The organism is Streptomyces sp. NPDC058198 (assembly GCF_042882605.1).
GTDB lineage: Bacteria > Actinomycetota > Actinomycetes > Streptomycetales > Streptomycetaceae > Streptomyces.
In genome coordinates this window covers 476,656-490,259 of record NZ_JBHVVP010000005.1, presented here as the reverse complement: position 1 = coordinate 490,259, position 13,604 = coordinate 476,656, and the positions used below count along the sequence as shown (strand labels likewise).

Genomic DNA, 13,604 nt, shown 5'->3' with positions numbered 1-13,604 from the left:
ACGCCCGGTTACATTCCGAACCCGGAAGCTAAGCCTCACAGCGCCGATGGTACTGCAGGGGGGACCCTGTGGGAGAGTAGGACGCCGCCGAACAACCTTTATGGGAATGCCCCGCACCGTATGGTGCGGGGCATTTCTGCGTTCACGACTCTTTTCATGGCCACGGTGAATGGGGAGTCCCGGCCGAGGTCAGGCCGGGGCTCCCCATTCGTCAGTTCTCAGAGACGCCCCGCCGCCTTCAGCGCGAGATACGCGTCGGCGAGAGCCGGGGCCAGCTTCTCCGGGGTGGCATCCACGACCGTGACGCCGTGACGCTGAAGCTTTTCTGCTGTACGGCGGCGCTGGGCCTGCGCCTGAGTGCCGGCGGCAGCCTCGTACACCGCGTCCACTGTGCCGCGCCCCGTACTCATCTTTTCGATGTACGGATCGGCGACCGACGCCACGACGACCGTGTGGCGTCGGGTGAGCTGGGGGAGGACCGGGAGCAGCCCCTCCTCGACAGGGGCCGCGTCGAGGCCGGTGATCAGCACGATCAGAGACCGGCGGGGGGCGCTCTTCAGGATGGCCGCGCTGAGGCCGCGGGCATCCGTTTCCACCAGCTCGGGTTCGAGCGGGGCGAGCGCGTTGACCACGGCCGGGAGGACGTCGCCTGCCGAGCGGCCCTGGACCTGGGCGCGTGTGCGGCGGTCGTAGGCGAGAAGGTCCACCCGGTCCCCGGCGCGTGAGGCGAGGGCGGTGAGGAGCAGGGTGGCGTCCATGGCCGCGTCGAGACGTGGCACATCGCCGACCCGGCCGGCCGAGGTCCGGCCGGTGTCGAGGACGACGAGGATGTGCCGATCGCGCTCGGGGCGCCAGGTCCGTACGGTGACGGTCGACTGGCGTGCGGTGGCCCGCCAGTCGATGGACCGGGTGTCGTCGCCGGGCACGTAGGCGCGGAGGCTGTCGAATTCGGTGCCTTCGCCGCGGGTCAGCACGCTGGTGCGGCCATCGAGCTCCCGCAGCCGGGCGAGCCTGGACGGGAGGTGCTTGCGGCTGGAGAAGGGTGGCAGCACGCGCACGGCCCACGGGACGTCGTGACTGCCCTGACGGGCTGCCAGGCCCATCGGTCCGAACGAGCGTACGGTGACACGTTCGGCGTGCCGGTCGCCGCGGCGGGTGGGGCGCAGGAGCGTGGTGATCCGGCGGCGTTCGCCCGCTGGGACGGTCAACGCGCGCCGGGACGAGGCCTCTTCGCTGCCGCTGCCCCAGCTGCTGGGCGGCCAGGCGTCACGAAGGTGCGCGCGGAGGGGGCGGCCCGAGGGGTTGGTGACGGTGAGGTGGACCGCGGCTCCCTCGCCGAGTCGAACAGACGTGTCACCACTTCGGGTGAATTGGAGCTTTCGCACTGGTGCGGCCAGGGCGTAGTCGCACAGAATTGCTACGGAGAGCGGTGCGTTGACGGCAAGGATCCCCGCCCAGCTGGGGCCGAAGACGCCGACGGGGAGCGAGCCGAGGGCGGCGAGGAGTGCGGTTCGTCCGGTGAGGGCCACAGGTCACCGTCTCATCGGGGGACGGGGACGTGGGCGAGGATCGCGGTGATGACGGAGTCGGCGGTGACTCCCTCCATCTCGGCCTCGGGCCGGAGATGGAGGCGATGGCGGAGTGTGGGGAGGGCCAGGGCCTTCACATCGTCCGGGATGACGTAGTCGCGGCCGGTGAGCCAGGCCCAGGCACGGGCGGTGGAGAGCAGGGCGGTGGCGCCTCGTGGGGAGACGCCGAGGGCGAGTGAGGGGGATTCACGAGTGGCACGGCAGATATCGACGACATAGCCCGCGATCTCGGGCGAGACGGATGTCTTGGCCACCGCGGCGCGAGCTGCTTCCAGGTCGGCCGGCCCGGCGACGGGTCGCACCCCCGCGGCCCGGAGGTCACGCGGATTGAAGCCTTCCGCGTGGCGGGTCAGGACATTGATCTCGTCGTCGCGGGACGGCAGCGGCACGGTCAGTTTGAGGAGGAAGCGGTCGAGCTGGGCCTCAGGGAGGGGATAGGTGCCCTCGTACTCGACCGGGTTCTGGGTGGCGGCGACCAGGAACGGATCGGGGAGCGGACGCGCGGTGCCGTCGACCGTGACCTGGCGTTCCTCCATCGCTTCCAGAAGCGATGACTGGGTCTTGGGCGGCGTGCGGTTGATCTCGTCGGCCAGCAGCAGATTGGTGAACACGGGACCGGGCTGGAAGGAGAACTCGGCGGTCCTGGAGTCATAGACAAGAGAGCCGGTGATATCGCTCGGCATCAGGTCCGGGGTGAACTGGACGCGCTTCGTGTCGAGTTCGAGGGACGCCGCGAGTGCCCGTACCAGGAGGGTCTTCGCGACGCCGGGGACTCCTTCGAGGAGCACGTGGCCGCGGCAGAGAAGGGCGACGACAAGCCCGGTGACGGCGGGGTCCTGGCCGACCACCGCCTTCGCGATCTCGGTGCGCAGGGCCTCCAGGGAAGCGCGGGCGCTGTCCGAGTTCTCAGCGGTCTCTGTGGTCAGGGCACTCATGAGGTGCGTACCTCTCTTTCGAGGGCGTCGAGTTGGTCCGCCAGGCGGATGAGAGCGGTGTCGTCGGCCGGGGCCGGGCCGAAGAGCAGAGTACGGAGGTCCTGGGGGGTGTCCTGGAGGCGGGCGGAGACCGCGGGGACGAGGGTCTCGGGGGAGTGGGCCCCGGCGGGAGGGACGCCCAGGAGAAGAGCGAGACGGTCGCGGGTCGCCGAGCGCAGGACCGCGCCGGCGTGGTCCCGGGCGTTCGCGTTGCGGTAGAGGCGGGCGCGGCCCTCGGTGGACTCCGAGGCCCGGATGGCGACGGGGAGCCGTTCGGCCACCAGGGGGCCCAGTCTGCGGGCGCGCCAGAGGGCGGCGAGCACCGCGGCGAGGAAGAGCTGGAAGGTGCCCCAGAGCCAGCCGGAAGGGATCAGATCAAGGAAGCCGCTGTCGCCGCTGTCGGAGGCGGAGGCATCACCGAGCGAAGGGAGGTACCAGACGAGATGAGGCCGGGATCCGAGGAGTTGGAGGGCGAGCGAGGCGTTGCCCTGCTTGTCGAGGCGTTCGTTGTAGAGGAGAGCGGGGGAGCCGAGCAGGACGGTGTCACCGGCGTCCGTGTCCGGGGCCGCGTCCGTGGCGGCCACCTTGAGCAGGGTCGGCAATCCGTCGCTCGGGTAGCAGGCGTCGGCGCCCGGCGCGTCGGTGACGTATCGCTCACCGCCGAGGTCGACGGTGCCCGCTCGGTCGGCGGCGGTCAGCGAACACCGCGGGGCGCGTGCGGAGACCGGTGCCGGGGTGTCCGTACGGACGCCGGGGGCCAGGATGTCGACGGAGGGCGGGCCGGCGCCGAGCAGGACGGTGCGGCCACCGGAGGGCGCTGTCGCGTCGTGCAGGGACCGCTGCTGGTGGTGGGTCAGCAGGTCGGGGTTGGTGACCAGGAGCGTGGTGTCCGGGCCGGTCGCGGCGGTGGCCTCGTCCAGGGTGGTCACGACATCGACGGAGACTCCGCTGTTCTTGAGCAGTTCGGCGGCGGCGCGGCTGCCGTGCGCGTCGGCGGAGCGCGGATCGAGGCGGCCGTGCTGGTCACCGGAGCGCAGGGCGGCCATCGCGATTCCGGCCAGCAGAAGGATGACGAGCGCGATGACCAGTCCGCGCCCCCGGTTCCAGACCTGGCGGGCGGTGGGGGAGACCGAGGTGGAGCTGATCGTCGAGGTCACTCGGCGGTTCCTCCGGCCGTGGTGCTCAGCTGCGGCTTTGTCCGCTCCAGGTCGAGGTCCAGTTCCCTCAGACGCAGATACGCCGACCGGTCGGCGGTGCGGCCTCCGTATGCGACGTCGTCGAACTCCCTGGCGGCCGTGCGCAGCCGGTCCGCGTGGCCGGGGAGCGGGCGTCCGGCTTCGGAGGCGGCTTCGTCGGCGGTGCGGCCGGGGCGCGGGTCGAGCAGGGCCCGTTCCTCCAGGGAGCAGACGAGGGCGCGCATCCGTTCCTGGACCGCCTGGTTCCAGCGGCCGGCGGCGGCGTGTGTTTCCGCGGTGGCACGGTGTTCCGCGGCGCTGCGGGGGCCCTCGTCGAAGAGCGAGCCGACCGCGCCCGGTATGCGGCTGGGAGTGCCCAGCCGCCACCAGAGGGCGGCGAGGAGGGCCACGACGACCAGGACGATGACGACAAGACCGAGCGGGCCGCCGGGGGCCGCGCCGGAGAGGGAGTTGAACAGATCGTCGACCCACTCCCAGAAGCGGTCGAGCGCGCGTTGGAGCAGGTTCGGGTCGTTCTCGTGGTACATCGGCTTGGACAGCTCCCGCTCCGCCGCTTCACGGGCGGGGGCGCGGGGGGTGTCCACCGGTATGTCGCTGCTGACGCGGATCGTCAGCCGCGTTGTTGTCGCGCCCCCCGTGATGGACACCGCATCAGCTCCGGGAGGTGTCGGGGCCCGGCTGAGGGGGGCCGTAGCCCGACACGCCCGCGGCCCGCGCCAGTTCGAGGTCGAGGGCTTCGCGGCGGATCCGCTGGTCCACGTAGAGGAGCACGGTCACGCCGGCCGAGATCGGGTAGGTGATCGCGGAGGCGATCACCGTGCCGATGCCGGTGATGATCAGGAAGGGCCAGCCGACGTCCGGGCTGCTGCCGGAGAGCAGCCCGCTGAGACCGTCACTGTCCACCGCGGCCGCCAGGACGGCGAACGGGATGGCGATGACCATCGACACCACGAAGGTCAGCAGCAGGGTGAGGGCCAGCACGCCGAAGGTGCGCCACCAGGCGCCCCCGACGAGCTTGGCGGAGCGGCGCATGGACGGCAGTACGCCCTGCCGCTCCAGCATGAGCGCGGGGGAGGCGAGGCTGAAGCGGACCATCAGCCAGATGATGACCGCGAAGGCGGCAAGGCCGCCCACCAGGGCGAGCGCGATCCCGGGGGCGGAGCCCACCAGCAGGCCGGGGAGGATGCCGACGGTCATGACGGCCGCGCTCATCAGCGGGAGCAGCAGGGTCAGGCCCAGCAGCTGGGGGAGCCGGGGCCGGGCCTCGTGCCAGGCTTCCGAGAGCGTGACGGGGCGTCCCAGCACGGAGCGGCTGATCACCACGGTCAGTACGGCCGTGGTGAAGAGGGTGCCGATCACCGTGATCAGCAGCGACGGGGCGAGGCCGATGAGGCTCGACTGCGCCGAGTCGGCGGCCTGGCTCAGGGCTTCCGAGGGATTCGCCTCGGGATCGAGGGCCACCGGCTCGGGGAGAAGGTAGCGCTGGACGAGGATGTCGCCGATCTGGGAGATCACGGCGACGGCGATGGTGACGCCCAGCACCGTGCGCCAGTGGGCGCGCAGGGTGGACACCGCGCCATCGAGGATCTCGCCGACGCCGAGCGGGCGGAGCGGGATCACACCCGGCTTGGCGGCCGGCGGCCGGCCCCAGCCGGGTCCTTGTCCTCCGCCCTGGGCGTGGCCTCCCCAGCCCGGTGCGGGCCGGGGCGTGGCGGGTCCGGCACCGGGGGCGCTGGGCGGGGACCACTGTCCGGCCGGGGGCTGGGCCTTGGTCCACTTCGAGGGGGAGCCGGTGTCGTCGACGGGCTCGGCGGGCCGGGGCACGGTGGCGTCCTGGCCGTCGGACGGGGCGGATCCGGGCGAGGCCCAGCCCGGAGTGTCGTTCACGGTCGTCCACCTCGTGGATTGGTTGGGTGGCCGACTCGGTTAGCCGGCGCTTCAACAGTGCCTGTCCGCACAGCGGGACGGCGGGCTGGCAGCCATCGTGCCACGCGTAGCGCCGCAGCGGGCCGGGGGCCGTGTCTCCTACTCGCCTTCGTGCTTACCTTCATTGTCCGTGCCGCAGCGGGCAGACTGGGCGGATGGCTGATCAGTACGCACAGACCGCGGCCGGCGCGGAGCCGTCCATGCTCCCCTCACTTCGCTGGGACGAGCCGCCGGAAGGGCCCGTACTGGTACTTCTCGACCAGACGAGACTTCCCGTCGAGGAAGCCGAGCTGGTCTGCACCGATGTGCCCGCTCTGGTCCAGGCGATCCGGACTCTGGCGGTGCGGGGGGCGCCGCTACTGGGGGTCGCGGGCGCCTACGGGGTGGCGCTCGCCGCGGTGCGGGGCTTCGACGTGGAGGACGCGGCGGAGCAGCTGGCGCGGGCGCGGCCCACCGCGGTGAACCTCGGGTACGGGGTCCGGCGGGCGCGAGACGCGTACCGGGCGGCGGCCGACAAGGGGGCGGACCTGGAGCAGGCAGCCGCTGCCGCGCTCGCCGAGGCCAGGCTGCTGCACCGGGAAGATGCCGAGGCCAGCGCGCAGATGGCCACGTTTGGGCTTACGCTCCTCGATGAACTGCTGCCGGGTGGCGGCCACCGGATCCTGACCCACTGCAACACCGGGGCGCTCGTCTCGGGCGGGGAGGGCACCGCGTTCGCCGTGGCGTTGTCGGCCCACCGGGCCGGCCGGCTGCGGCGCCTGTGGGTGGACGAGACGCGTCCGCTCTTCCAGGGCGCCCGGCTGACGGCGTACGAGGCGGCTCGCAACGGGATGGCGTACACATTGCTCACGGACAACGCGGCTGGTTCGCTCTTCGCGGCCGGGGAGGTGGACGCCGTCCTGATCGGGGCGGACCGGATCGCCGCCGACGGCTCGGTGGCGAACAAGGTGGGCAGCTACCCGCTCGCCGTGCTGGCCAAGTACCACCATGTCCCGTTCGTCGTGGTGGCCCCCACCACGACGATCGACCTCGACAGTCCGGACGGGGCGTCGATCGAGGTGGAGCAACGACCGGGGCAGGAGGTGACGGAGCTCACGGCGCCGCAGACTGCGGTGGCGGGAGTGGAGGCGGGAGGTGGGATGCCGGTGGCGCCGCTGGGAACGCAGGCGTACAACCCGGCCTTCGACATCACGCCTCCGGAACTGGTGACGGCGATCGTCACCGAATACGGCGCGCTGTCCCCGGTGACCGGGGGCGGAATCGCGGAGCTGTGTGCCAGGTCACGCCAGGTAACGATTAAGTAATGGGATGATGTCGATATGAAGGGACGTGTCCTTGTCGTCGATGACGACACCGCACTGGCCGAGATGCTCGGCATTGTGCTGCGTGGTGAAGGTTTCGAGCCGTCGTTCGTAGCGGACGGTGACAAGGCGCTCGCCGCGTTCCGTGAGGCCAAGCCGGATCTGGTGCTGCTGGATCTCATGCTGCCCGGACGGGACGGCATCGAGGTGTGCAGGCTCATCAGGGCCGAGTCCGGGGTGCCCATCGTCATGCTCACGGCCAAGAGCGACACGGTCGATGTAGTGGTGGGCCTGGAGTCGGGGGCCGACGACTACATCGTCAAGCCGTTCAAGCCGAAGGAGCTGGTGGCCCGTATCAGGGCGCGGCTGCGGAGGTCGGAGGAGCCGGCGCCGGAGCAGCTCGCCATAGGCGATCTGGTCATCGATGTGGCGGGTCACTCGGTGAAGCGGGAGGGGCAGTCCATCGCCCTGACGCCGCTCGAGTTCGATCTGCTGGTCGCGCTGGCCCGCAAGCCGTGGCAGGTGTTCACCCGTGAGGTGCTTCTGGAGCAGGTGTGGGGGTACCGGCACGCGGCGGACACGCGGCTGGTCAATGTGCATGTCCAGCGGCTGCGCTCCAAGGTCGAGAAGGATCCGGAGCGGCCGGAGATCGTTGTGACCGTCCGAGGTGTCGGTTACAAGGCAGGACCGAGCTGACATGCCGGGCGGCAGCGCTGCTCCGAAGCCCGGCGAGCCGGGAGTCCGTGCGGGGCGGGCTGCCGGCCCCGGACGTGTGCTTTTCCGGTTCGGCCGGCTGTTCCAGAGCGGCCGGCTGCTCCAGGACGGCTCGCCCGGCGGGCCGGTGCTGCGGCTCCTGGTGCGCTGGGTGAGGCGGCCGCTGCTGCCCGCCGTACGGCTGTGGCGGCGCAACATCCAGCTGCGGGTCGTCGCGGCCACGCTGCTGATGTCGCTCGGCGTGGTGCTGCTGCTCGGGTTCGTCGTCATCGGCCAGGTGCGCAACGGCCTGCTCGAAGCCAAGGAGAAGGCGGCCCAGAGCCAGGCGGCCGGCGGCTTCACCGTGGCGAAGGAGAAGGCCGACGCACCGGCGGCGCCCGGCGGGCGGGACGGTGACGGGACGAGCGGCAGGTCGGGGAGGAACTCCGTCAACTGGCGGTCCGACCTCGTCGAGCAGCTCGCCAGTGGCGGCCCCGGTGCCTTCAACGTGGTGGCGCTGAGTCCCGCCTCGGAGGACGCGGCCTCGACCAACCGCGCGCCCCGGGTCTCCGGCGGGGTGGACTTCGCCAGCGTTCCCGTGGATCTGCGGACCCAGGTCGCGAAGGGCACCGGAGCGTTCGAGGCATATGCCCTGATCAAATACACCGGTGCGACCGAGGACCGGGAGCCTGAGCCGGGGCTGATCGTCGGCAAGCGGCTGAACGACATCGACCGCAACGCCTACGAGCTCTACTACATCTTCCCGCTGACGCAGGAGGAGCAGTCGCTCAATCTGGTCAAGGGCACGCTCGCCACGGCCGGGCTCTTCGTGGTCGTGCTGCTGGGAGCCATCGCCTGGCTGGTGGTGCGCCAAGTCGTCACGCCCGTACGGATGGCTGCGGGGATCGCCGAGCGGCTCTCCACCGGCCGTCTCCAGGAGCGGATGAAGGTCACCGGTGAGGACGACATCGCCCGCCTCGGTGAGGCCTTCAACAAGATGGCGCAGAATCTGCAGCTCAAGATCCAGCAGCTGGAGGAGCTCTCCAGGATGCAGCGGCGCTTCGTCTCCGACGTGTCGCACGAGCTGCGCACCCCGCTGACGACCGTGCGGATGGCCGCCGATGTCATCCATGAGGCACGCAGTGACTTCGACCCGGTGACGGCGCGCTCCGCCGAGCTGCTCGGGGACCAGCTCGACCGCTTCGAGTCGCTCCTCTCGGACCTGCTGGAGATCAGCCGGTTCGACGCGGGCGCGGCGGCCCTGGAGGCCGAGCCGATAGATCTCCGCGAAGTCGTCCATCGGGTGATCGGCGGCGCCGCGCCGCTGGCCGAACGCAAGGGCAGCCGGATCCGTGTCCTCGGCGCCGAGCAGCCCGTCGTCGCGGAGGCGGATGCCCGCCGCGTCGAGCGGGTGCTCCGGAATCTGGTCGTCAACGCCGTCGAGCACGGCGAGGGCCGGGATGTCGTCGTACGGATGGGGGTGGCGGGCGGGGCCGTCGCGGTCGCCGTGCGCGACTACGGCGTAGGACTCAAGCCCGGCGAGGCGACCCGGGTGTTCAACCGCTTCTGGCGGGCCGATCCGGCCCGCGCCCGTACGACCGGGGGCACCGGACTCGGCCTGTCGATCGCCGTCGAGGACGCGCGGCTGCACGGCGGCTGGCTGCAGGCCTGGGGTGAGCCCGGAGGTGGCTCCCAGTTCCGGCTGACGCTGCCGCGCACGGCGGACGAGGCGCTGCGCGGCTCGCCGATACCCCTGGAGCCGGAGGATTCCCGGCGCAACCGTGAGCGCTCCGGCCCGGAGGATCTCAAGGAGAGCGCCCACCGGCTGGCGAGCGTGCCGGTCCAGCCGCGCGCGGACCGGTCCGCGCTGTCCGTATCGCCCTGCGCGCCCCCGCCGCCCCGTACGGCGGCCGCGGTGGATCCGACGGCGCTGCCGGGCAGTGGCTCCCGGGTGGTGGCGCGCCCCGCGGGGGAGCGGCCCCCCGGCGCTGAATCACACGACTCTGCACGCCAGGCTCCGGAGCGGGAGGACACGATTCGTGGGCGCTGACCGCCGGCGGTACGGCCAGGGACGTGCGGTGAGGGCGCCGGCCGTGCTGGGGACGCTCGCTCTGCTGCTGACCGGGTGCGCGTCCATCCCGAGCAGCGGCGATGTCGAACCGGTCAAGGCCTCGCCGCCCGGTGAGTCCCAGGTGCGGGTGTATGCCGTACCGCCCCGGGACAAGGCGGAGCCCGACGAGATCGTCGACGGTTTCCTCGAGGCCATGACCAGCGACGATCCCGACTTCGCGATGGCCAGGAAGTATCTGACGAAGCAGGCGTCGCGGAACTGGCAGCCGGAGGCCGGCACCACCGTGCTGAGCGCCGCGCCCGACCCCGCGGGCCCCACGGAGCCGTCAGGCACCGACAGCACCGGTCTCACCTATCCGCTGTACGGCGACCGGATCGCCGACGTGGATTCCACGCACGCGTATGAGCCGATCACGCCGATCCGGTACAACGGCGCCATCCATCTGGTGCAGCAGAGCACCGGGTCGGACAGCAAGGAGTGGCGCATCGACCGCCTGCCGCAGGGGCTGGTGCTCGGTGAGTCGGACTTCCAGCGGAATTACCGCTCCGTGAATAAGTATTACTTCGCGTCCGGGGAGAACTGGCTGGTCGCCGACCCCGTCTACATCCGCCAGCGAATAGATCCCACGACGCGGATGGACCCGGTCACGCAGGCGGTCAAGGTGCTGCTCGACGGGCCGACGAACTGGTTGACGCCGGTCGTCGATTCGCCCTTCCCCGCCGGTACGGCGCTGCAGAAGGGCACCACGTCGCTGGAGTTCGACGACCGGAACGCTTTGAAGGTGCCGCTGAACGGGAAGGCGGCCGGGGCGGGGCGTGAGCAGTGCCGCAAGATGGCCGCGCAGCTGCTCTTCACTCTGCGGGATCTCACCTCCACTCCGGTCGGCCAGGTCGAACTGCTGGCGGACGGATCCTCGCTCTGTGTGCTCAGCGGGGACCAGGCTGAGGAGTTCGCGCCCGACCGCACCACGGGCCGGCTCGACCATCCGTACTTCCTCGACGACCGCGGACGGCTGTCGCTGCTGGAGGCCCGCAGCGACGAGAGCGTCGACCGGACGCGTGTGATCGGGCCCTTCGGCAACGGGGACGTGAAGCTGGGCACGGTCGCGGTGGCCCGCGACGAGAAGCACGCGGCGGGCGTCGCGGACGCCGCCAAGTCGCTCTACGTGTCGTCCATCACCTCGGACAGCGAGCTGGGCGATCCGCTGGTGACCAGCAACGGCGCGCGGGCCGAGGACAGGCTGTCCGCGCCGAGCTGGGACGGACACGGCGATCTCTGGGTCGCCGACCGCGATCCCGCGAAGCCGCGGCTGCTGCGGTTCGCGCAGGGTGTCGGCGCCCCGCGCGAGGTCACGGTCGACGGACTCGACGGCGCGCGGATCGAGGCCCTGCGGGTGTCGGCCGACGGCGTACGGATCGCGCTGCTGCTGACGCGGGACGGGCGGACGACCCTGCAGATCGGCCGGGTGGAGCGGCACGGCTCCGCGGCCGATCCGAAGGTGTCCGTGGCGGAACCGCAGTCGGGGGCGCCGCAGATGGAGACGGTGACGGCGGTGTCCTGGGCCGGACCGAGCCGGCTCGTGGTGGTCGGCAAGGAGGAGGGCGGCGTGCAGCAGGTGCGCTACATCCAGACCGACGGGTCGACCTCGGCGGCCGGTGTGCTGCCCGGACTGAACCAGGTGACGGCCATCGCGGCGGCGGGCGACGACCGGCAGCCGCTGGTGGCCGACTCCGAGGACGCGGGAATCGTCCGGCTGCCCACCGGCGCGAACTGGCAGACGATGGTCGATGTGGGCTCGTCGCCCGTGTACCCCGGATGACCCGGATACCGGCCGGTCGGATCTTTGCCTGAACTAGTTGTCCACAGGGGTGGCCGGGGTGCCTCGGTGGTTGGCACAGTGTGGGGCATGCGGGTGTGGTGGCGAGAGATCACCGGGCTGGTGCTGCCGGTTGCCTGTGGCGGCTGTGGCAGTGCCAGGACTCCGTTGTGCGGCGACTGCGGCCGGGCGCTGTACGGCACGTGGCCGTGCCGGGTGCGGCCGGTGCCGGAGCCCGCGGGGCTGCCGGCGGTCCATGCGGCGGCGCCGTATGAGGACGCCGTACGGGCCGTACTGCTGGCGCACAAGGAGCGCGGCGCGCTCGGGCTGGCGGGGCCGCTGGGCCGCGCGCTGGCCGGGGCCGTACAGGCCGCCGCGCCGCCGGGTACGGGTGTCGCCCCGCTGCTGCTCGTGCCGGTGCCGTCCACGCGCCGTGCGGTCGGAGCGCGCGGGCATGACGCTGCCCGCCGGATCGCGCTGGCCGCCGCCGGTGAGCTGAGGCGTACGGGCCGGCCGTGCCGGGTTCTGCCGGTGCTGCGGCAGCGGCGTACGGTGGCCGACCAGTCGGGCCTCGGTGCCCGCCAGAGGCTGGCGAATCTGTCCGGGGCCCTGGAGGTCGTCGTGGGGGGCGCGCGGCTGCTGGAGGGCGGCCGGGTGGTGCTGGTGGACGATCTCATGACGACCGGCGCCTCGCTCGCCGAGTCGGCCAGGGCACTGCGTGCCGCCGTCAGGCCCGGCATTCCGGGATTCGTACAGGTGAGCGCGGCCGTGGTGGCCGCACCGCCTCTCTCCTTCGAAATAAACCGGAACTGATCGCGATCTTGCATCGTTGGACGGGAACCGGGAAGGAAAACACCTGAACAGGGGTACGCGCCGGTAGCGGGTGCCGACACCCGCCCGGGAGGGCTATGTTCGGTTGTAAGGAATGGCGGAAGCCGTGACTCGCTGAATGCATTGCTCTGCTTCGGGCGTTTTTCAGAACCTCGGAAGTTCGGGGGAGTGGGGAACTCCCCGACGGGGGAGGAGGAGGTGAAAGTCGCCAAGTCCGAGGCCCCTGTGACTACTGGGGTCTGGTGCAACAGGGAGTAACTCCGCAGCGAGGCGGAGTGATCCGGGAACGGAGTTCTGCGTGGACATCGTCGTCAAGGGTCGCAAAACAGAGGTACCAGAGCGGTTCCGCAAGCACGTGGCCGAGAAGCTGAAGCTGGACAAGATCCAGAAGCTCGACGGCAAGGTGATCAGCCTCGACGTCGAGGTTTCCAAGGAGCCCAACCCGCGGCAGGCCGACCGGTGCGACCGGGTGGAGATCACGCTCCACTCCCGCGGCCCCGTGATCCGTGCGGAGGCGGCGGCCGCCGATCCGTACGCGGCGCTCGACCTGGCCACAGGCAAGTTGGAGGCGCGGCTGCGCAAGCAGCACGAGAAGCGCTACAACCGGCGTGGCAACGGTCGGCTGTCGGCAGCCGAGGTCGTCGATGTCGTTCCTGGCGTGGCCCAGTTGAACGCGAACGGCGAGACCGCGGCTCAGGAGGCGGCCGAGGCCGTCCCCACCACCATGATCGGCTCGCTGGAGGTACAGGGTGAAGGACCCCTGGTGGTCCGGGAGAAGACGCACGTAGCCGCGGCGATGACCCTCGACCAGGCGCTCTACGAGATGGAACTGGTCGGGCACGACTTCTACTTGTTCGTCGACTCCGACACGAAGGAACCGAGCGTCGTCTACCGGCGCCACGCCTATGACTACGGCGTGATCCATCTCAGGACCGACCCGCTGGCCGGCTCGGAAGCGGGCGGCGCCGGCGGCGCCCTCGGCGGCTGAGAGCCTGTCGGGTGACCTTCGATCGGAGAGCGGACGCGGTCTGGTGCGTGCGATTCCAAGGCGCCGGGATGTCCTCGTAGCGGAGCTACTAGGGCATTTCGGCAACGCGGGAAGCGTGCGTGCCAGGGCGTGGCCGCCCGATCAGAGGTCACCCGACAGGCTCTGAGAAACGGCTGACGTCCTGCCGGGGTCCTGACACTGTTGGGATCCGTGCTCCGG

11 protein-coding genes and 1 rRNA gene are annotated in these 13,604 nt (G+C 71.2%); 7 read left to right on the top strand and 5 right to left on the bottom strand.

Features of this window, described 5'->3' with window-relative positions; all coding sequences use genetic code 11:
* A 5S ribosomal RNA gene (rrf, locus tag ACFVWW_RS21125) occupies nucleotides 1-93 on the top strand; the annotation flags it as partial.
* A 125-nt stretch (nucleotides 94-218) separates the two neighbouring features.
* Here the strand turns inward: rrf and ACFVWW_RS21120 are convergent.
* From ACFVWW_RS21120 to ACFVWW_RS21100, 5 genes are read right to left on the bottom strand one after another with little or no spacing between them, the layout of a single operon-like run.
* Complete coding sequence (locus ACFVWW_RS21120) at nucleotides 219-1,529, bottom strand: DUF58 domain-containing protein (RefSeq protein ID WP_386877708.1); 1,311 nt, start codon at nucleotides 1,527-1,529, stop codon at nucleotides 219-221.
* A gap of 11 nt (nucleotides 1,530-1,540) precedes the next feature.
* Complete coding sequence (locus tag ACFVWW_RS21115) at nucleotides 1,541-2,524, bottom strand: AAA family ATPase (protein ID WP_384189167.1); 984 nt, start codon at nucleotides 2,522-2,524, stop codon at nucleotides 1,541-1,543.
* Nucleotides 2,521-3,720, bottom strand: coding sequence for a DUF4350 domain-containing protein (locus ACFVWW_RS21110; RefSeq protein ID WP_386877707.1), 1,200 nt, complete (start codon nucleotides 3,718-3,720; stop codon nucleotides 2,521-2,523). The genes ACFVWW_RS21115 and ACFVWW_RS21110 overlap by 4 nt, the downstream gene beginning before the upstream one ends.
* Nucleotides 3,717-4,406 carry a DUF4129 domain-containing protein gene (locus ACFVWW_RS21105; protein ID WP_386877706.1) on the bottom strand — a complete coding sequence of 230 codons (690 nt, stop codon included), beginning with the start codon at nucleotides 4,404-4,406 and terminating at the stop codon, nucleotides 3,717-3,719. The genes ACFVWW_RS21110 and ACFVWW_RS21105 overlap by 4 nt, the downstream gene beginning before the upstream one ends.
* 4 nt (nucleotides 4,407-4,410) lie before the next feature.
* Nucleotides 4,411-5,646 carry a hypothetical protein gene (locus tag ACFVWW_RS21100; RefSeq protein ID WP_384189172.1) on the bottom strand — a complete coding sequence of 412 codons (1,236 nt, stop codon included), beginning with the start codon at nucleotides 5,644-5,646 and terminating at the stop codon, nucleotides 4,411-4,413.
* Nucleotides 5,647-5,840: 194 nt separating this feature from the next.
* Here ACFVWW_RS21100 and mtnA point away from each other — a divergent pair, with 194 nt between their 5' ends.
* From mtnA to hpf, 6 genes are all read left to right on the top strand, one after another.
* On the top strand, nucleotides 5,841-6,989 hold the full coding sequence (gene mtnA, locus ACFVWW_RS21095) for an S-methyl-5-thioribose-1-phosphate isomerase (protein WP_384189174.1): 1,149 nt from the start codon (nucleotides 5,841-5,843) through the stop codon (nucleotides 6,987-6,989).
* 15 nt (nucleotides 6,990-7,004) lie between these two features.
* The gene (mtrA, locus tag ACFVWW_RS21090; protein ID WP_005486885.1) at nucleotides 7,005-7,682 is read left to right on the top strand and encodes a two-component system response regulator MtrA; all 678 of its coding nucleotides are present in this window, start codon (nucleotides 7,005-7,007) and stop codon (nucleotides 7,680-7,682) included.
* Nucleotide 7,683: 1 nt separating this feature from the next.
* A complete protein-coding gene (mtrB, locus tag ACFVWW_RS21085; protein WP_384335925.1) occupies nucleotides 7,684-9,729 on the top strand; it encodes an MtrAB system histidine kinase MtrB in 2,046 nt (681 codons plus the stop codon).
* The gene (locus ACFVWW_RS21080) at nucleotides 9,719-11,569 is read left to right on the top strand and encodes an LpqB family beta-propeller domain-containing protein (RefSeq protein WP_386877705.1); all 1,851 of its coding nucleotides are present in this window, start codon (nucleotides 9,719-9,721) and stop codon (nucleotides 11,567-11,569) included. The genes mtrB and ACFVWW_RS21080 overlap by 11 nt, the downstream gene beginning before the upstream one ends.
* Before the next feature lie 87 nt (nucleotides 11,570-11,656).
* The gene (locus ACFVWW_RS21075; RefSeq protein ID WP_386877735.1) at nucleotides 11,657-12,379 is read left to right on the top strand and encodes a ComF family protein; all 723 of its coding nucleotides are present in this window, start codon (nucleotides 11,657-11,659) and stop codon (nucleotides 12,377-12,379) included.
* A 316-nt stretch (nucleotides 12,380-12,695) separates the two neighbouring features.
* Nucleotides 12,696-13,385 (top strand): ribosome hibernation-promoting factor, HPF/YfiA family, encoded by a 690-nt coding sequence (hpf, locus tag ACFVWW_RS21070; protein ID WP_384189180.1) that lies wholly within the window; start codon nucleotides 12,696-12,698, stop codon nucleotides 13,383-13,385.
* Nucleotides 13,386-13,604 lie beyond the last annotated feature (219 nt).